This window comes from Streptomyces sp. NPDC033180, from assembly GCF_055577645.1.
Genome location: NZ_JBVIPU010000002.1, coordinates 540536 through 559406 on the forward strand (window position 1 = coordinate 540536; position 18871 = coordinate 559406).

An 18871-nucleotide genomic window follows, 5' to 3' on the forward strand; every position below is an offset into this window, starting at 1 on the left:
ATCCGGACCACGGTCCACTTAGCTGCTCGGAGCGCTACGCTTGACGCATGACCGGCTCCGTTCCCTCGCCCCTCCCCTCGCCCGACAGACCGGGCGGGGCGACTGAGCTCGCCCTCACCCCGGCCGGCGCACCGCCGGCGCTCAGGGCTGACGCGGCCCGCAACCGCACGCTTCTGCTGGAGGCCGCCTCCCAGCTCATGGCAGGGTGCGGAGCCGCGCGGCTGACCATGGACGCGGTGGCCACGGCTGCCGGAGTCGGCAAGGGGACCGTCTTCCGGCGCTTCGGCGACCGCACCGGACTCCTCGTCGCCCTGCTCGACCACCGCGAGCAGCAGCTCCAGGCCGCCTTCCTCTCCGGACCGGCCCCGCTGGGCCCCGACGCCCCGCCCCTGGAGCGCCTGTACGCGTTCGGGCCCGCCCTGATCCGCCACGAACGCGACCACCACGAGCTGATCCTGTCCTCACGGACCGACCCGCTGCGCACCTACGCCGTCCCGGCGAACCGGCTGCGCGTCACGCACGTCACGATGCTGCTGCGTCAGACGGGCGTGGCCGGCGATGCCGAACTGCTCGCCCACACCCTGCTCGGCTCCATCGACAGCGTCCTCATCCATCACCTGACCGTCGAGCGCGGCATGCCGCTCGACCGCGTGGAGGCCGGGTGGCACGCCCTCGTCACCCGGCTGGTGGCACCACCGCCCTCACCGGCCGCCTGATCCGTGCTTCACCCTTCCACGCCCTGGCACTGAGCTCCGTTCTTGCGCGCGGTCACCAGGGCGTAGGTGAGGAACGTTCCGTTGTCGGCGGTGAGCATGTCGAGCACCGGCTGGTTGGCCCCCCGGCCGCCCGGCCGGGAAGTGCTCGGCGCAGGCCCGCGTCCACCGGAGCCAGTCCTGCCGACCGTCCTCCTGGAGGCGTGCGGAGGTGACCGTCACCAGGGGGTCGCCACCCCCAACTGGCCGCCGGGGCGCAAGAATCGCAGGAGGTACGGGAGGTAGTTGTCCGCGGTACCGAAGTACTCGGGGGCGTCGATGCTGACGACGGCGTCGAAGCTCTCCTCCTCGAAGACAGCCCGCCGCCTCGTCCGCGGCGATCCACCAGTCGGCGGCGACGGCCTCGGACGCCGTACTCGCGGGCCAGGAAGACCGAGGTCACGCCCTTGCCGGAGCCCAGGTCGAACACGCGCATCCCGGGTCTCGGGGGCGAGGGCGACGGCGCTCCCGGTTCCCCCGCCCGCCGCTACACGCCGATCGCGCCGTCGATGCGCTCACGGAGCAGGTCGGCGTGGCCGTTGTGCCGGGCGTATTCCTCGATCATGTGGACGAGTACCCAGCGCAGCGACACCGTTCCGCGCCACCCGTCGGCGCCCTCGATGTCGAGGCCGGGCGCGTCGGCGACGAAGCGGTCGGCGAACGCCACCTCGGCGTGCCAGGCCTCCCACGCGGCGGCGATGACGGCCGGATCGGGCACCGCGCCATCGAAGTCATGGTCGGGGTCCGTGTCCGAGCCGAAGCGGGGCGGCGCGTCCTGACCGGCCAGCACGCACCGGAACCAGCGGCGCTCCACGTCGGCGAGGTGCCGGACGAGGCCGAGCAGCGAGAGCGTGGAGGGCTCGACGGACCGTCGGGCCAACTCGGCTCCCAGACCTGTGCACTTCAGCTCCAGCGTCGTGCGCTGCGCCGCGAGGAAGTCCACGAGCATGAGCCGCTCGTCGCCTGTCGTGCGTGCGGCGAGCCGGCCGTCCCGCTCCTCTTCGACGAACATTTCCGCTCGCCTGCGTCCGCTGGTCATGTCCCCATCCAACCCCGGGTGTCATGTCCGGCGCCAGCCCTTATGGGCGCCTTGGCGATCATGCCGACGTCGCGAGGAACTGCGTCGCCGCCAGCTCCCCGTACAGGGGATCGGCCGCCACCAACTCCTCATGTGTGCCGGACGCACGGACCCGCCCCGCGTCCATCACCACGATCCGGTCGGCCAGGGTCACCGTCGAAAGGCGGTGCGCCACCACGAGGACCGTCACCTCGCGGGACACCTCGGAGACCACGTCGCGCAGGGCCAGTTCGTTCACCGCGTCGAGCTGCGAGGTCGCCTCGTCGAGGAGCAGGAGGCGCGGCTTGCGCAGGAGCGCCCTCGCTATCGCCACGCGTTGGCGTTCGCCGCCGGACAGTTGGGAGCCGCGGTGTCCCACCAGCGTCTCAAGACCGTCCGGCAGCCGGTCGACGAGGGTGTCGAGCCTGGCGCGCACGAGAACGTCCTGGATCTCGTCGCCGGTCGCGCCGGGTGCCCCGAAGAGGAGGTTCTCGCGCAGGGTGCCTGCGAGGACGGGTGCGTCCTGCTCCACGTAGCCGATGGCGGAGCGCAGTTCGGCGAGCGGCCACTTCCGCACATCGCGGCCGTCTACCAGGACGCGGCCGCCCGTCGCGTCGTAGAACCGCTCGAGGAGGCCGAAGACGGTGGTCTTGCCCGCGCCCGAAGGCCCGACGAAGGCCGTCATGCCAGGGCCAGGAATATCGAAGCTCACGCCGTGGTGGACGTACGGAAGGCCGTCCCGGTAACGGAAGGTCACGTCCTCGAAGGCGACGGCGGCGGGACCGCGCCGCCCCGTATGCGATGCGGGCTCGGTGACGTCCTCCGTCTCGAGGCGTTCGGCCCGTACGATCCGGGCGATGGCCGCCGAGCCGACCTGGTACTGCGAGACGCCCTCGACGAGACGGGACACCGGGTCGATCAGATAGAAGAGGAAGAGCAGGAAGGCCACGAGCGTCGAGACCGAGATGGCGCCCGACGCGACGCGCGCGCCGCCGATGCCCAGGACGGCGAGGAACGACACCTGCACCGCGAAGCCGACCGAACTCCAGGCCACCGCCTGCCACTTGGCGGAACGCACCCCGTGCCGCCAGGCCTCCTGCGCGGCGGCTTGCACGGCGGCGGTCTCGCGCTCCTCGGCGCCCGATGCCTTGAGCGTGCGGAACGCTCCGAACGCCCTCTCCAACGCGGTCGAGATCGTGCCGACCGCTTCCTGGGCCCGCTCCGTCGACCGCGCGATCTTCGGCATCACCAGGGCCACCGCGCCGCCGATGAGCACGATCACGCCGAGAGTGACGCCGAGCAGCACGACGTCCATGAGGCCCATCATGACGATCGTCGCGATGAAGGTGAGGCCGCCCGCGACAGCGGACACCACGGACTGCGTGGTGACCGCGCGCAGCAGTGTCGTGTCCGAGGTGATCCGCGACATCAGGTCGCCGGGCTGGGTGCGCTCCACCTCCGGCAGGCGCAGCCGCAGCAGTCGCCCGATCAGTGAGCGCCGGGCCGCGAGCACCACGGATTCCGCGGTGCGTTCGAGGACGTACGCGCCGACGGACTCGATGGCGGTGCCGAGCACCACGAGCGCGGTGAGCAGGAGGATGATCCCGGCAATCGATTCGTCGCTGCCGAGGCGGTCCACCAGGGCTTTCGCGGCGAGCGGCTGGGCGAGGCCGGTCGCGGCGCCGATCAGTGTGCACAGGGCGCCGAGCGTGACGACCCAGCGGTGCGGGCGGAAGTAGCGGTACAGCGCCCGCCAGGTCTCCCCGGCGGAGAGCCGCTCCTGCGCCGGTTCCTCTGATGCCGGTCTCTTGTGGGCCGGCTGCTCCGGCTCGTTCTTGGTCACATCGGACAGGACGCCTGTGACAGCCGATCTGCCTGACCGGCCGCCCGGCACTTCGCCCCGTAACCCAGATCGGGGCCCGGAGTTAGAGGATCTGTCGAATTCGTTGCAGTGACGATTCTGCAGGGCGAGTGTGGCGTGGGGCGGGCGGCAGGGCTCGCGGCGTGGAAGGCCGAGCGTGAAGGGGGGTGACGGGGCGAGTGCGTGTGCGCGGGGGTGCTCTGGTGGGCCGGGCCGAGGATCTTTCGAGACTCCGTCGCCTGCTGGCCCAGAGCAGGCTGGTGACGGTGGCGGGCGGCGCGGGCGTCGGCAAGAGCACCCTCGCGGCGCACGCCGCGGCGGCGGTCGGCAGCCGACTGGCCGACGGCGTGGTCGTCGTGCGGTGGTGGGACGACGGCCCTGCGCGAGGGCAGTCGGTGGCACGGGCGGTGGTCGAGGCCATGGACGGATTGGACGGATTGGACGGAGAGAACAGAGGGGACGGAGAGGGCGGAGAGGCGAGTGGGGGTGAGCATGGCCCGTCCGGGGCGGGTGCCGGTGAGCGGGGCCAATCAGCGGCCGGAGGCACGCAGGGTGCCGGTGAGCGGGGCCAATCAGCGGCCGGAGGCACGCAGGGCAGCGGCGAGCAGGGCGGCTTCGGGGAACCGGAGCTCATTGCTCGGCTTCAGGCGCGCAGGGTCCTGATCGTTCTCGATGACTTCGACCCCGTACGCGACGAGTGCGTACGTCTGGTGCAGTCGCTGCTGCTGCGTGCACCGGGCGTGCGCGTTCTCGCCACGGGGCGGCAACCGCTGGGCCTCGGACAGGAATTGGTGCTGCACCTGCGGCCGCTCCCCGTTGGCGCACCGGGGACCACAGAGGAGCCGGGCCCCGCGGTGGAGCTGTTCATGGAGCGGGCGCGCGGCGTACGGCTCAGGGCGGATGCGCGGTCCGTTCCCTCCCCCCGAGTATCCGACGGCTCCCCCCACCCACCCGACGCAGCCGAACTGCGTGCCGTGAGCGACATCTGCGCGCGGCTGGAAGGCGTACCGCTCGCGGTGGAACTCGCCGCGGCGCAGACCGCCCTGCATCCACCCGCGCAGCTCGCGCGGCTGCTCCGGCCCGCTCAGGGGTGGCTCGGCTCGCCGAGGGCACCCTTGCGGCGGCACCGGTCCTTACGCGCCGCCGTGGGCGCGAGTTACGCCCTGTGCGGGCAGGCCGAGCGCAGCGTCTGGGCGCGGCTCAGCGTCTTCGCGGGCGAGTTCGACGAGGACGCCGCTGTCCACGTGTGCGCGGGCGGCGGACTCGACCGTGAGCGGGTGGCGTCCTGCCTCGCGCGGCTCGTCCTGGCCTCGGTGCTCGAACCGGTGCGTGATCCCGGCGGTGTGCTGCAGCCCCGCTATCGGTTGCCCGCGGCGGCCCGCGAGTTCGGTGCCGAACGCCTTGCATCCGTGGGCGAGTCCGACGCGGCGTCCTCCCGCCACCTCGCCTGGTACCGCACCGTCGCCTCGACCGCCCACCAGTTGTGGAGCACCGGACGGCACGCACAGGCGACCCTGCTGCTGCGTGACGAGGAGCCGGACCTGCGCGCCGCGCTCGAGCGGGCCCGGCACACCGCCGGCCGGAGTGCGACCGCCCTCGCCATGGTCGTGGACCTGTGGTTCTGGTGGGCGGTGTGCGGACACGCCGCCGAGGGGCGTGAGCATCTGCGGCGGCTGCTGCCGCTCGGCCGCGCCGACACCCCGGGCTGCGGGCAGGCTCTGTGGCTGGCGGGCTGGCTCGCGGCGTGCACCGGCGCTCCGGAGGCCGAGGAACTTCTCGGCCAGGCCTGGCGCGTTGCCATCCTCTCCGGGGACGACGCGACCATCGGCAGGGTCGCCCACGTACAAGGCGTCATCGCGTTGCGCGGCGGAGAGACGGAACGCGCCATCGCGTATCTACGGGAAGCCGCCCACACCGTCCCCGCCCACGCCGACCACGGCCCGCCCGCCGCGGTCAGCTGGGCGGAGCTCGCCGTGGCACAGGCGCGCGTCCACCCGGCCGACGCGCTGCGCAGTGTCCGCCGCGCGTCGGCCGGGACGCAGACGCGGCACGACATATGGGCGCGCTCCATGACGCAGTACGCGCACGCTCTCGTCGAGTATCTGCACGGTCGCCGCAGCCGGGCCTGGCGCCGCGCGCACAAGGCACTGGACGGGGTCGTCTCCGTCGCCGGGCCGCTCGGCGCCGCCTCGGTCCATCAGCTGATCAGCGCGATCGAGCATGGCCCCGCGCTCGGCGGAGCCGAGTGGACCCCTCCGTGCGGGTGGAATCCACCGGGGACTTGAGGCACTCGGGTCAACATGCGCAAGAGAGGCCCAGCCATCTGATTCGTTCATCTTCCCGCGGTCTACACATGGTTCGACCCGGAAGTGAACGAACGGAGCGAGCGTGTGAATCGGTTGAAGCTGAAGTACGCGACGGTGAAGTACACGTCGGTGGCGGGCATCGCGGCCCTCGCCGTTCTGGCGGGCCCCGCGGTGCCCGGCGCCGGCGCCGTGAGCCCGTCTTCCCCGCACGCGCCCGGGGCCGCCGCGACCGCGGCCCCGCGTCCGACACTGACGGCGAAGTCGACCGTGAGCAGCGTGCGCGCATGGCACAACTTCCACATCTACGGGGTCGGCCGCCACATGCGGGCCGGCACGCGCGTCACCCTGCAGCAGAAGCAGGGCAAGCGCTGGGTGTCGCTTCCCGCGTCGGTGTACACCGCGCGCAACGGTGCGTACAAGATGCGGGTCAAGCTCGGCCTCAAGGGCCGCAACTCCCTGCGCATCGTCGGGGGCCGCGCCATCTCGCCCATCGTCTATGTGACGGTGCGCTGAGCCCAACAGGCCCGGACGAACGCGAGGTGGGCCCTTCCGTCGAGCGGGAGGCCCCACTTCGGGTCACGTGCCCCTCTTCCCCAGCCCGGTCCTCGGTGCGAGCGCGAGCACGCCGACCTTTCCCGTATGGCGGTTGGCCTGGACGAGGCGGGCGGCTTCGGCGGTGTCCTGGAGGTCGTACGTCACCGACAGGGCGGGCCGGATGTGGCCGAGGTCGAGGAGACGGGCGACACCGCGGTCCTGATGCGCGCCGCGGTGAGCGAGTCGAGCCCCAGGTCGGTGAGGGGAATATCGGCGTCGATGCGGTCCGGGGTGTAGCCCATGACGTCGGCCACACAGCCGCGGAGGCGATCCAGCGGGCCGGTACCGCGGGTGGGTGCCGGCGTGTGATGTGGCCCCGGTTGCGGGCCGGGAGTCTCGCCCGCCCAGAACCGGCGGTGCCGCCAGCGCGGGGTGGGGACATCCACGATGCGCGCGCCCGGATGCAGTCCCTGGAGTGAGGCGGGTAGGCCGACGCCTCGTACGAGCAGGGAGGCAAGCGACGTACGGAAGGTGAGCGCGTCGTCGGTTCCGCGGCGCAGGGTCGGCACAGTCAGTGAGCCCGCGACACCCGCTTCCTCCAGGGTCTCGGTCAGCGGACGCAACTGCGTGGGGTGCGGGGCCACTTCGACGAACAACCGGTGGCCGTCGTCGGCGGCGGCTCGTACCGCCTGCGTGAAGCGGACGGGGCGCCGCAGATTGGCCACCCAGTAGTCGATGTCGCAGGGCGCCGGGTCGCGCGGGTCGGCCAGGACGGTGGAGTAGCGACGGCAGCCGGGCGGCGCGTGGCGCAAGGCGCCGAGCTCCCGGGCGAACTCGGCGAGCAGCGGGTCGACATCGGGCGAGTGCCCCGCGCCGGTGACACGCAGCGAACGGGCGAAGCCGCCCTGCCCGGTGACGTGATCGATGAGTCCGCGCACATCGTCCGCGGAGCCGGTGACCACGCTCTGCACGGGGGACGCGTGCACGGCGACCTGGAGCGTGCGGAAGTCGGCGGCCAGGGGCTCGATCTGCTCGCCGGGGCGGTCCACCACGGCCATGGCACCGCCCGTGAGCCCGGCGAGGAGCCGCGAGCGGATCGCGACGACACGCGCGCCGGTGGCCTCGTCGATGGCGCCGCGGACGACGGCCGCGGCGACCTCCCCCATGGAGTGGCCGATCACGGCCGCGGGCTCGAAGCCGTACGACCTCCACAGCTCGGCGAGGGCTACCTGGATGCCGTAGAGGGCGGGCATGACGACGGCGGGCGAGGTCAGATCGGCGCCGGGATCCATGCACTCCCGCAGACCGACGCCGGCCTGTTCGCGCAGCAGCGGCTCGATGCGGTCCACGGCCGCGGCGAACTCCGGCTCCGCGGCCAGGAGTTCGCTTCCCATGCCGGGCCACTGCGAGCCGTACCCGGAGAACACCCATACCGCCCCGGGGTCGCCCCCGGTCGCGGGTGTCCCGACCACGACCCGCCCATCGGGCTGCCGTCCGCCCAGGTGGGCAAGGGCCGTGGTCAGCTCCTCCCGGTCGCGGGCGACGACCGCCGCCCGGTGGCGGCCACGCCCCACCCGGCCTGACAGGGTGCGGGCCAGGTCCGCCGGGCGGACGGCCGGCCGGTTCTGTCAACCACTGGGCCAGCTCCCCCGCGTACGCGCGTACGCGGTCCTCGGTGACGCTGTCGAGCAGGATCACGGCCGGACCGGTGACCGCCGGGCGCGGGACGCGCGGCTCGCGGTGTTCCGTCAGGGCCGCGTGCGCGTTCGTGCCCCCGAAGCCGAACGCCGAGACTCCGGCCCGCGCGGTGCCCGAGTAGCGGGGCCACGGCTCGGGTCCCGTGACGACGCGCAGGCCGAGCGCGTCGAGGTCGGCGTGCGGACCCGGCGCGGTGAAGTGCAGGTGGGGCGGTATCTCGCCGTGGTGCAGGGCAAGGACCGTCTTGATGAAGCCGGCGATGCCCGCCGCGGCCTCCAAATGGCCGATGTTCGTCTTCACCGAGCCGATGAGCAGCGGCTGGTCGGCTGCACGCCCGCGCCCCGCGCCGAGCGCGGCCGAGAGCGCGGACGCCTCGATCGGGTCGCCCAGAGCCGTGCCCGTGCCGTGTGCCTCGGTATAGTCCACGGCCGCGGCTTCGGCGGCAGCGGCACCATGGCACTGCTCGAGGAGTGTGCGCTGGGCCTGCGCACTCGGCGCCGTCAGTCCGTTGGAACGGCCGTCCGAGTTGACCGCGGTGGACTCGATGACGACGAGGACGCGGTTGCCGTCGCGTTCGGCGTCCGCGAGGCGCTTGAGGACGACGACTCCGCAGCCCTCGCCGCGCACCATGCCGTCGGCCGAGGCGTCGAACGCCTTGCAGCGTCCGTCGGCGGCCAGTGCCCCAGCGCGCTGGAAGCCGAGCGTCACCGCGGGCGAAAGGAGCAGGTTGACCCCGGCTGCGAGCGCCATGTCGCTCTCCCCCGCGCCGAGGCCGCGTACCGCGTGGTGCACGGCGACGAGCGAGGAGGAGCACGCCGTGTCGACCGCCATGCTCGGGCCGCGCAGGTCCAGGAGGTAGGAGAGGCGGTTCGCGGCGATGCTCAGGGCCGCGCCCGGCGGTGTCGAGGACCCGACCGACTCCGGGTCCGCGGTGGTGAGATGGGCGTACTCGTTGCCGCTGATGCCCACGAAGACTCCGGTACGGGTGCCGGCGAGGGACGGCGCGGGCAGCGCCGCGTGGTCGACGGCCTCGCGGGCGACCTCCAGGAGCATGCGCTGCTGCGGGTCCATGGCGGTGGCCTCTTCGGCGCCGATGCCGAAGAACTCGGCGTCGAAGCCCGCCACGCCGTCGATGCTCCCGTCCCCGAGGAAGCCACCGTGCCTGCTGAGGTCGTCCGGCAGACTCCGCCCCTCCCGCACGAAGGGCACCCAGCGGTCGTCGCCGACTGTTCCCACGGCGTCGCGGCCCTCGCTCAGGAGCCGCCAGAAGGCGGCGGGCGAGGTGACTTCGCCGGGCAGCCGGCAGCCGATCCCGATGACTGCGACCGGTGTATCACCGTGCCCACAAGGCGTGTTGGAGCCGACCGCCATGGACGGCGAACCGCCGTGCTCCGGTTCGCCGCGCGCCACACGATCCGTGAGCGCACCGATCGTCGACGCCTCCCAGAGCAGCGTCGCGGGCAGCCGGGTGCCCGCCAGGTCGCTGAGTCGTGCCGTCAGGACGACCGCGTCGCGTGAGGTGAGGCCCAGCTCCGCCAGCGGGCGGTCGTCGGCGATCTCCTCGGCCGCGAGGCCGTACCAGGCGCTCAGGCTCCCGGCGATCGCGGCGCGGATCTCCGCGTGGCCCGCCTTCCTCATCGCGTGCCCTCCGCGCCGCCCCGGCCCCCCTCACCGAAGGCGCCGAGCAGATAGCGCGCCCGGCCCGCGGCTCTGGCGACCTTGCCGCTGCTCGTCCTCGGCAGTGAGCCCGGCGGGATGAGGCGGAGTTCCGCGAGGCGCAGCCCGTGCCGCTCCGAGACGGCTGCCGTGGCCGTGCGCAGGGCGGAGAGCAGGTCCTGTTCCGTTGGCTCCGCGCCGCGGCGGTGCTCGGCGACGACGACCAGGACGTCGGTCTGCGTACCGGTCCAGGGCACGCAGAACGCGGCGAGCCGGTCCCGGCGTACGAGGCGGACGGCCGACTGCACGGTCTCCTCGATGTCCTGGGGGTAGTGGTTGCGGCCGTCCACGATGATCAGGTCCTTCAGCCGCCCTGTGACGTAGAGCCGGCCTGCGTGGAGCGCGCCGAGATCCCCCGTGCGCAGCCATCCCGCCGCGCTGTCATCTCCGCCATCGGTGACCTCCCCGGTGGTGTCGGGCGGAGAGAAGCCGAACACTTCCTCCGAGAGCCCGCTCCGCTTCCAGTAGCAGAGGCCGATGTTGGGGCCACGCAGCAGGATCTCGCCGACCTCGCCCGGCTTCAGCGCGGCGCCGGTCGCCGGGTCGACGATGCGCAGCTCCTGCCCTGCCGGGGTGCCGCAGGCGACCAGGTGCGTGGCATCCGGGTCGCTCAACTCCCTTACACCGAGTTGCCCTTGGGACAGGTCGAGCGGGTCGCACGCCAGGACGGTGGGCGGCGCGTTGAACGTGTCGGTCGTCACGAAGACGGTTGCCTCGGCGAGACCGTACGCCGGGCAGTGGGCCGCGGGCGCCAGCCCCGCCTCGGCGAACGCGTCACGGAAGCGGTCAACCGTGCCGGGGCGCACGGGTTCGCTGCCGTTGATGAGGACCTTGACGCGGTCGAGGCGCAACTCTGCGGTCTCGTCCCTGTCGACCCGGCTCGCGCAGTAGTCGTACGCGAAGTTGGGGGCGGCGCTGATCGTCCCGGGATACGCGGCGAGCAGCCGTAGCCAGCGCACCGGGTGCTCCAGGAAGGCGACCGGGTCCATGAGGACCGAGGGGAAGCCGCCCACGACGGGAGCGGCCACACTCAGGACGAGGCCCATGTCGTGGAAGAGCGGCAGCCAGCCGACCGTCGTGCTGCTCGCCGCGTCGGCCGCGAAGGCTTCGATGGCCTGACGGGCGTTGGCCACTACGTTGGCGTGGCTGATCACGACGCCGGCCGGACTGCGCGTGGAGCCTGAGGTGTACTGGAGGTAGGCGATGTCGTCCGGTTCGAGCCGCTCGGGAAGGGTTGTCGGGGACGTGTCACCCGGCCGGTCGACCAGGACCACAGGCACGGGCGGCAGCCCCTGCCCGGCCATGAATCGCTCGGCTCCGAGTGCCGTTGCCGTGTCGGTCAGCACGCAGGCGGGCTCGCAGTCGGCAAGGACTGCCGCCAATCGCCCCTCATGTCCGGGGAGTTCGGGGCTGAACAGCGGCACCGCGATCACCCCCGCGTAGAGGCAGCCGAGGAACGCCACCGCGTAGTCGAGGCCCTGCGGGAGCAGCAGGGCCGCCCGCTCTCCGGGGCCCGCGGTCGCCGCGACCCGTCCGGCGACCGCGCGGGCACGGACGTCGAGACCCTGCCAGCCGAGGGTGTGGTGCAGTCCGGCGGAGGACGGTTCGGGGAACTCCACATAGGTGAAGGCACGTTGGTGCGGTCGGTTGGCTGCCCAGTGCGCCAGGTGGTCGGTCAGCAGCGGGCCTTCGGGCGGCTGAAGGGTCTGAGATCGTGACATGGCGGCTCCAACTGGACAGCGCGGGGACCGGGACGAGCATCGCGGGGCCGTGATGGGCACCGCGGGGGCCGGGACGAGCGGTGCACCAGGTTCCGCCCGGATGTGACATGTGAGTAAGACGGGTTGCTGACAGTTCGTCTGACAACCTCTGTCACTTCACTGACAAGCCTCCGCGGATGGCTACGTCGGGTCAGGCGGATCCGTCGCCCGGTGCGCCATCGACGTACTGATCGTCAGTGACGTACTGATGCAGCTGCCAGGAAGCGCCCAGCATGGCGGTCGAGCGCGCGGCGACGCCCTCGAGGCGTTGCTCGATGGCGGCCCGGAGCGCGTCGGGGCTGCCCGTCTCGTGCAGGCCGTCGAGCACGGCGTGGATCTGGGACAGGGGGTAGTGGCCCTGTCGGAGGATGCTGACGATGCGGGCGTCGCGTACGTCGGCGGGGCCGAACCAGCGGTAGTGGGTGACCGGTTCACGCCGGGGCCTCAGCAGGCCCGCCGACTCCCACACCCGCAGCGCGGAGGTACGCACACCAAGGCGGGCCGCCACCTCCCCGATGCGCAGGTGCGGCGGCCCGGCGGGCGAAGGGTCATCCGGGGTCTGTTTCGCGACGGCTTCCAGCGCCTCGCCCGCGGCGCGGAGCGAGAGCCGCTGCTGGTGCAGATCGGCGTGCCCGGCGTCGACGAGGGTGAGCGCCAGCGGGATGTCTCCCGCGTGGACGGCCCGCATGATCGCCTGGGCGGTGTCGAGGCCGTAGCCCGGGACGAGCGCGCGATAGGTCAGCAGGGCGTCTCGGTGGCGGGTGCCGAACCTGCGGTATCCGGCGGGCGAGCGCGGGGTCGGCGGCAGGATGCCCGCGTCGGCGTAGTTGCGGATCTGCTGGGTCGAGATACCGGCCGCCCGCGCCAGATCCACCGGGCGCAGCGCGGTCTCGCCTCGGCTCATGAAGGGGCCTCTCCTGTCTGGCTTGGACCCATGCATTTTAGGGTTTGTCGAGCCGATCCCCGCCTTGTTCGGCTTCCTTCGCTCGAAAGTCTCAAGAAGGACTTCAATGGAACACTTGAAGGCATGGATGCCAGCACTGCCAACGCCAATGCGATCCGCATCAAGGGCGCTCGCCTTCACAACCTCAAGAACGTCTCGCTCGCCATCCCCAAGAACCAGCTCGTCGTCCTGACCGGCCTCTCCGGCTCCGGCAAGTCCACGATCGCCTTCGACACCCTGCACCGTGAGGGTCAGCGGCAGTATCTGGAATCGCTCGGCCTGGTCACCACCTTCGCGAGCAAGCCATCGGTCGATTCGATCACCGGTCTCTCCCCGTCGATCAGCGTCGATCAGCATCTGACCAACCGCAGCCCCCGGTCGACGGTCGGCACGGTCACCGAGGTCTTCACATATCTGCGTCTGCTGTGGGCGCGGATCGGCCACCGCCCGTGCCCGGCGTGCGGGCGGGACGTCCCGCCCGCCTACCACGTGAGCGGCGACGAGATCTGGGACGACGAACCGTCCGGGGCCGCGCCCGCCCCCGACACATCGGCGGATGACCGGCCCGCACTCCCCTGCCCGCACTGCGGGGCCCCCGTGCCGGGCATGGTGATGGGCACGTTCTCCTTCAACAAGCCCGCCGGCGCCTGCGTCACCTGCACCGGTATCGGCACCGTCTTCCTAGCCGACGCGCACCGCCTGGTCGACGACAACCTCAGTGTCGCCGGGGGCGCCGTGCTCGGCTGGCTCCCGGCGCTGACCGCGCGCAACATCCCGATCCTGTACGCCGCCGGCGAGTACTACGGCTTCGCCTTCGACGCGGAGACACCCGTACGCGAACTGGGTGACACGCAGCGGGACTTGCTGCTCCACGGCGTGGAGAGCGAGCGGTTCGCCCGCCGTTTCCCGGACGCCGCGCCACCGGCGACAGTCAGCCGGGGCCGCTTCGAGGGCGTGGTCACGGCCATGCTGCGCCGGTACGCCGAACGTATCGACGACGCCGCCTACCGGGAGAAGGCGGAGAAGTTCCTCGTCAACGACGTCTGCCCGGACTGCGACGGCACCCGTCTGCGCCCGGAGAGCCGGCGGGTCACCGTCAACGGCCTGACCATCGTCGACGCGTCGCGCCTGCCGCTCGACGAGCTCGCCGGGTGGATCGACGGCCTGCGGGAGTACGTCACGGACGCCGAGGCCTGGCAGGTCACCGAGCCGATCGTGGACGATCTGCGCGAGCGCGTGCGCCGCCTGGTCGACATCGGCGTCGGCTATCTGACCCTGGAGCGGGCCACACCCAGCCTCTCGGCGGGCGAGACCCAGCGACTGCGCCTGTCCGCGCTGCTCGGCTCGGGCCTCACCGGCGTGCTGTACGTCCTGGACGAACCGACGATCGGGCTGCACCCCGCGGACACCGCCCGCCTGGTCGACGTCCTGCGTCGCTTGCGCGACCTCGGGAACACGGTTCTGGTGATCGAGCACGACCTCGATGTGCTGCGCGCGGCCGACCATGTCGTCGACGTCGGGCCCGGCGCGGGCCGCGCCGGCGGGCACATCGTGGCCTCGGGTTCGCCGGACGAGGTGGCGGCGACCACCGGTTCGGTCACCGGTGACTATCTCTCCGGGCGACTCACGATGCCGCTTCCCGCGCTCCGGACACCCGCGTCCGACGCCGAGCTGGTCGTCCGCGGGGCGCGGGCGCACAACCTCAGGAACGTCACCGCGCGGCTGCCCCTCGGGCGGCTCGTCGCGGTGAGCGGACCATCGGGATCGGGCAAGTCGTCACTGGTGCTCGACATCCTGGGGCGGGCCGCACGGCAGCGTTTCCACGGTGCGAGCGAGGCGCCGGGCGCCCACGACGGGATCGAGGGCTGGGAGCACGTCGACAAGGTCGTGACGATCGACCAGCAGGCGATCAGCCGGGTGCCGCGGTCGAACGCGGCGACGTACTCGGACGCGTTCACGCCGATCCGTGAGGCGTTCGCGACGGGTGACGGCGCACGCCAACGGGGGCTCACCGCGGGGCACTTCTCCTTCAATGTGGCGGGGGGCCGTTGCGAGCGGTGCACCGGGGCGGGTGTGCTGACCGTGCAGATGCACTTCCTGCCCGACGTGGAGGTGCGCTGCCCGGCCTGCCGCGGGCGTCGCTTCAAGCCCGATGTGCTCGCCGCACGGTACGGCGGCCATGACATCGCGCAGGTCCTCGACATGACGGTCGACGAGGCGCTGACGGTGTTCGCCGCCGTGCCGGGTGCGGCGACCCGGCTCCAGCGGATGTCGGACGTCGGCCTCGGCTACCTCCGGCTCGGCCAGCCCGCGACCACGCTCTCCGGCGGTGAGGCCCAACGCGTGAAGCTCGCCAAGGAGTTGGGGCGCCGCGCCACGGGCCGCACCCTCTACCTCCTGGACGAGCCCACGACCGGCCTGCACGCCGCCGACACCGCACGTCTGCTCGGCGTCCTGCAACGCCTGGTCGACGCCGGCAACACCGTCATCACCATCGAGCACAACGTGGACGTCATCCGCGCCGCCGACTGGGTCGTCGACCTGGGGCCCGAAGGCGGCGCGGCGGGCGGCGAGATCGTGGCCGAGGGCACCCCGAAGGAGATCGCGCGGGCGAGCGGGTCGCGGACCGGAGCGTTCCTGGACGGGGTGTGACGCGAGGCCCTCCGCGATCACGGCCGGCGTCCCCTTGTCCCCCACGCACAGTTCCGGCCCGACGTGCTGTGGCTCCGCTGACTATCGACGTCCGATCACCGCTTCGTAACTTCACGCCGTGCACAGCTGTCCACCCTCGACACGAAGGAGCATCCCGTGCGCAGGCCGAGAGCGAAACGGAAGAAGAGACTTCTCGTGCTGACCGCGGCCGTCGCCCTCGCCGGCCCGGGCCTCGGCGTACCGACCCTGACGGCGGGCGCCGCCGCGCCCCCCGAGGCGTCAGCGGCGTGCGACGCCCCGGACGAGCGGATCTACCAGGTGCCGGGGTCCGTCCCGAGCGATCCCGGCAGTGTCATCGCCTGCCGGGAGACGCGGCTTCCCCACGTGCCGGGCAATATCGCGATGCGCGCCTGGAAGGTCCAGTACAGCTCGAAGGACAACACGGGCGAGCCGGTCGCGGTCTCCGGCACTGTCGCCGTGCCGGACACGCAGTGGAAGGGGCGGGGCAGCCGTCCCGTCGTGGCCTTCAACCCCGGGACGCTGGGCCTCGGTTCGCAGTGCGCCTTCTCCAAACAGCTGGCGGGCGCCTACCAGGACGCGTACGAGGGCGACAACATCGCGGCGCTCCTGAAAGCCGGTTACGCGGTCGCCGCGACGGACGGCGCGGGCTACCTGGACGGCCAGACCCACCCGTACGTCTCCGGCGCCGACGCCGGGCACGCGCTCCTCGACATCGCGCGCAGCGCCCCCGCGATCCCCGGCAGCGGTCTCGACCCGAGGACGAAGGTCGGCCTGTGGGGCTACTCCGAAGGCGGTGCGGCCAGCCTGTGGGCGGCGCAGCTCGCGGCTTCGTACGCCCCTGAACTCGACGTCGTCGGCGACGCGTCCGGCGGTGTGCCCGGCGATCTGAAGGTGGTCGCCAAGGCGCTCAACGGCGGCCCCTTCGCGGGCTTCATGGTCGACGCCGTGCTCGGCCTGTCCTCGGCACATCCCCGGATGCCGTTCGAGGAGCTCATGAACGAGCAGGGTGAGGAGACCCTGAAGAAGGCCAGGTCGCACTGTCTGGCAGGCACCATCTCGACCCTCGCGGGCCAGAAGATCGAGGACAACACCAAGGGCCGTCTGAGCCTTGGGCAGCTCTACGCGCTCAGGGGCACGGACGGCAGGACGTGGGGCCAGGTCGTCGACGCGCAGAAGCTCGGCGTCGGCATCGGCCGCTCGGGTTCCGGAGCCACGTACGAGATCGACTTCCCCGTCCTGCAGTACCGCGGCGCACTGGAGGAGGTCATCCCGACCGAGACCGAGGACGCCACGCGCAAGGCGTACTGCAAAGCGAACATCACCACCCAGTGGAAGATCTATCCGGGCGAGCACCTGACGACCGATCAACTGGCCAGGGACGACACGGTCAGGTGGCTCGGCGACCGGTTCGACGGTAGACCGGAGTTCGGCAACTGCCTGCTGCCGTGAGCCAGTTCGCACCCGCTGCCTCTTGTCACCCGGGTGACAGGAGGCAGCATCATGGCTGTCCGTCCTCGACGGGCCGCCGCGGACCCGCGGCGGTATCTTCACCAAACCTTTGTCCCCCGCGCGCAGAGGGAGCACGCCATGGTGAACGGTTCGACGCTGCCCGGCGGCACACCCGCGACCCCCGCATCGGCGGGCACCCCGGCGGAGGAGTCGTACGCCGCGTTCAGGGCCTTTCCCTCGGGCCTGCACGATCACGTGCGACCTTTCCTCGACGACATCACCGCCGAGGTGGTGCGGGCGATCCGCACGGAGATACCGGAGTACGCCCGCCCGACCGACGACACGTACATGCATGTCGTGAACCGGGGCGTGGAGCAGGCCTTGGAGGGGTTCCTGGCCCGGATGGCCCGCCCGGACACCGACCGGGAGTCGGTGAAGGCCACCTACCAGAACATCGGCAGGGGCGAGGCGGACGAGGGCCGCAGCCTCGACTCCTTCCAGTCCGCCCTGCGGCTCGGCGCGCGCGTCACCTGGCGCCGGATCAACGCCCTGGTCGACGCCGACCTGTTGCCGCACACCGTCCTCGCGGCCTTCGGGGAGGCGCTGTTCCTGCACCTGGACGAGATGGCCGCTGCGACGACCGCGGGGTACACCGAGGCCAGGCTGCACGCGGCGGGCGAGCTGCAGCAGCGCCGCTCGCGCCTCATCGACCTGCTGACCGCCGATCCTCCCGCGTCGGCGGAGGCCATCGCCGATCTTGCGCAGACCGCCCAGTGGCCCATGCCGCGCGAGGTGGCCGTCGTCGTCATCGACCACGTCCTCACCCCGGAGACCATCGGGCCCATCGTGCCGCCGGAGTTCCTCGCGCGCTTCTCGGAGCAGCCCGGCTGCGTCGTGGTGCCCGACCCGCAGGGCCCGGGGCGGGCCCGCTCCATCGCCGCGGCCTTACAGGGGCTGCGTGCGGTGATCGGTCCCACGGTCGCGCTGCACGAGGGTGCGCGTTCGCTGCGCTGGGCGCTGCACGCCCTGGGTCTGTCCCGGCGCGGCATCCTGCCCCGGACGGGCCTGCTGCACTGCGCCGATCACTTGGCGACGCTGCTCCTCTTCCACGACGAGGCCCTGATCGACGCGCTCGCACAGCGACATCTGCTCCCCCTGGAGGAGGTGCGCTCACCGCAGCGGGAGCGCCTCGCCGAGACCCTGCTGTGCTGGCTGAGATGCGGGCACAACGCGAGCGAGGTCGCCACGCGTCTGGCAGTGCACCCGCAGACGGTCCGCTACCGCCTGCGGCAGCTGGACGAGGTGTTCGGCGACCGGCTGCACGACCCGCTGGCGCAGTTCGAGATGCAGTTGGCGCTGCACGCGCTGAGCCTGCGGCCGGTCGCTGGTGAGGAGAAGGCGGCGCACTGAACAGACGTGCCTGCGGCGTCCCGTGCACGTCACCCGGACGCGCCGCGAGGGCGGCCGCTCTCGCCCGACACCCGGCCGTAATGTCCCCTTCGCCCCACCCCCAGGCGAAGGAGAGTTCTCACGTGCGCCCCCACCGGACCCCCCGGATCCCCCCGCGGCTCCTCCCCCGCCTCGTCGTCCTCTTCCTCCTCCCCCTGCTCACCACCCTCAGCAGCACCCTGGTCGCCCCGGGTCATGCCCACGCGGACGCGCCGGCGCAGCACGCGCCGGCCGCCACAAGCCTGCATGCCCCGCTGCCCGCCCTCGATGAGCCATGCACCAGCAAGGACCCCGCGGTCTGCCTGATCCGGCAGATGACTCCGCAGGAGCGGGAGCGCGCACGTGAGGTGCGGCTGCGCTACCACCAGCTCCTGGACACCATGGAACGCGTGGCGGACCGTATGCACGAGGAGGGCCGCTCCGACGAGGAGATCGCCCGCGTCCTCGTCGACATGCGCAACGAGGCCAAGGACATCACCCGCGCCGGGATGAGCCCCGAGGCGGTACAGGCCCTGGAGGAGCGGAACATGAAGAAGTACGGGAACCCTCTCGGCCCGACCGCGGACCAGCAGTTCGCCAAGTACGGCAGCTGGGCCAAGGTCATCGAGGCGTCCACCCGCACCAGCGCCGCCGTCGACCAGGAACTCGGCATCCCGCCGCGCGTCTGACATCC

General features: G+C 72.2%; 13 protein-coding genes and 2 pseudogenes. 7 read left to right on the plus strand and 8 right to left on the minus strand.

Translation table 11 applies throughout. The features are described from left to right. The first annotated feature begins 47 nt into the window (after window positions 1-47). Window positions 48-716, plus strand: a complete 669-nt coding sequence (locus ACZ5WE_RS09125) for a TetR/AcrR family transcriptional regulator (RefSeq protein ID WP_467684284.1) — start codon at window positions 48-50, stop codon at window positions 714-716. Between the two features lie 221 nt (window positions 717-937). Here ACZ5WE_RS09125 and ACZ5WE_RS09130 read toward each other — a convergent pair. The 3 genes and pseudogenes from ACZ5WE_RS09130 to ACZ5WE_RS09140 all read right to left on the minus strand — a co-directional run. Continuing rightward, window positions 938-1197, minus strand: a pseudogene (locus ACZ5WE_RS09130) (SAM-dependent methyltransferase); the annotation flags it as partial. A 42-nt stretch (window positions 1198-1239) separates the two neighbouring features. Then, window positions 1240-1764, minus strand: coding sequence for a DinB family protein (locus tag ACZ5WE_RS09135; RefSeq protein ID WP_469157284.1), 525 nt, complete (start codon window positions 1762-1764; stop codon window positions 1240-1242). Window positions 1765-1849: 85 nt separating this feature from the next. Then, window positions 1850-3556: an ABC transporter ATP-binding protein gene (locus tag ACZ5WE_RS09140; RefSeq protein ID WP_467685162.1), complete on the minus strand. Its 1707-nt coding sequence runs from the start codon at window positions 3554-3556 to the stop codon at window positions 1850-1852. A 293-nt stretch (window positions 3557-3849) separates the two neighbouring features. Here ACZ5WE_RS09140 and ACZ5WE_RS09145 point away from each other — a divergent pair, with 293 nt between their 5' ends. Continuing rightward, window positions 3850-5955: an ATP-binding protein gene (locus tag ACZ5WE_RS09145; RefSeq protein WP_467684281.1), complete on the plus strand. Its 2106-nt coding sequence runs from the start codon at window positions 3850-3852 to the stop codon at window positions 5953-5955. Window positions 5956-6060: 105 nt separating this feature from the next. Further along, window positions 6061-6489: a hypothetical protein gene (locus ACZ5WE_RS09150; RefSeq protein ID WP_467684279.1), complete on the plus strand. Its 429-nt coding sequence runs from the start codon at window positions 6061-6063 to the stop codon at window positions 6487-6489. Window positions 6490-6552: 63 nt separating this feature from the next. Here the strand turns inward: ACZ5WE_RS09150 and ACZ5WE_RS09155 are convergent, their stop codons facing one another. The 5 genes and pseudogenes from ACZ5WE_RS09155 to ACZ5WE_RS09175 form a co-directional block, all read right to left on the minus strand. Beyond that, complete coding sequence (locus ACZ5WE_RS09155) at window positions 6553-6675, minus strand: hypothetical protein (protein ID WP_467685161.1); 123 nt, start codon at window positions 6673-6675, stop codon at window positions 6553-6555. Next, window positions 6672-8084, minus strand: a complete 1413-nt coding sequence (locus ACZ5WE_RS09160) for an acyltransferase domain-containing protein (protein WP_467684277.1) — start codon at window positions 8082-8084, stop codon at window positions 6672-6674. Before ACZ5WE_RS09160 ends, ACZ5WE_RS09155 begins: the two co-directional genes overlap by 4 nt. A gap of 109 nt (window positions 8085-8193) precedes the next feature. Next, window positions 8194-9846: pseudogene (locus ACZ5WE_RS09165) on the minus strand (beta-ketoacyl synthase N-terminal-like domain-containing protein); the annotation flags it as partial. Beyond that, entirely contained in the window at window positions 9843-11645 is a 1803-nt protein-coding gene (locus ACZ5WE_RS09170; protein ID WP_467684276.1) for a fatty acyl-AMP ligase, read from the minus strand. The pseudogene ACZ5WE_RS09165 and the gene ACZ5WE_RS09170, both read right to left, overlap by 4 nt. Before the next feature lie 190 nt (window positions 11646-11835). Next, window positions 11836-12588: a TioE family transcriptional regulator gene (locus tag ACZ5WE_RS09175; RefSeq protein WP_467684274.1), complete on the minus strand. Its 753-nt coding sequence runs from the start codon at window positions 12586-12588 to the stop codon at window positions 11836-11838. 123 nt (window positions 12589-12711) lie between these two features. Here ACZ5WE_RS09175 and uvrA point away from each other — a divergent pair, with 123 nt between their 5' ends. The 4 genes from uvrA (at window position 12712) to ACZ5WE_RS09195 (ending at window position 18866) form a co-directional block, all read left to right on the plus strand. After that, a complete protein-coding gene (gene uvrA, locus ACZ5WE_RS09180) occupies window positions 12712-15279 on the plus strand; it encodes an excinuclease ABC subunit UvrA (protein ID WP_467684273.1) in 2568 nt (855 codons plus the stop codon). A 156-nt stretch (window positions 15280-15435) separates the two neighbouring features. Continuing rightward, window positions 15436-16749: a lipase family protein gene (locus tag ACZ5WE_RS09185; RefSeq protein WP_467684271.1), complete on the plus strand. Its 1314-nt coding sequence runs from the start codon at window positions 15436-15438 to the stop codon at window positions 16747-16749. 138 nt (window positions 16750-16887) lie between these two features. Further along, window positions 16888-18159 carry a PucR family transcriptional regulator gene (locus tag ACZ5WE_RS09190; RefSeq protein WP_467684269.1) on the plus strand — a complete coding sequence of 424 codons (1272 nt, stop codon included), beginning with the start codon at window positions 16888-16890 and terminating at the stop codon, window positions 18157-18159. A gap of 122 nt (window positions 18160-18281) precedes the next feature. Next, window positions 18282-18866 carry a hypothetical protein gene (locus ACZ5WE_RS09195; protein WP_467684268.1) on the plus strand — a complete coding sequence of 195 codons (585 nt, stop codon included), beginning with the start codon at window positions 18282-18284 and terminating at the stop codon, window positions 18864-18866. Window positions 18867-18871: the final 5 nt, after the last annotated feature.

What these genes read in the sequence shown, in the direction of transcription:
- uvrA (WP_467684273.1), top strand. Translation starts at nt 12,712, where the DNA reads ATGGATGCCAGCACTGCCAACGCCAATGCGATCCGCATCAAGGGCGCT.
- ACZ5WE_RS09190 (WP_467684269.1), top strand. Translation starts at nt 16,888, where the DNA reads ATGGTGAACGGTTCGACGCTGCCCGGCGGCACACCCGCGACCCCCGCA.
- ACZ5WE_RS09135 (WP_469157284.1), bottom strand. Translation starts at nt 1,764, where the DNA reads ATGTTCGTCGAAGAGGAGCGGGACGGCCGGCTCGCCGCACGCACGACA.
- ACZ5WE_RS09175 (WP_467684274.1), bottom strand. Translation starts at nt 12,588, where the DNA reads ATGAGCCGAGGCGAGACCGCGCTGCGCCCGGTGGATCTGGCGCGGGCG.
- ACZ5WE_RS09125 (WP_467684284.1), top strand. Translation starts at nt 48, where the DNA reads ATGACCGGCTCCGTTCCCTCGCCCCTCCCCTCGCCCGACAGACCGGGC.
- ACZ5WE_RS09170 (WP_467684276.1), bottom strand. Translation starts at nt 11,645, where the DNA reads ATGTCACGATCTCAGACCCTTCAGCCGCCCGAAGGCCCGCTGCTGACC.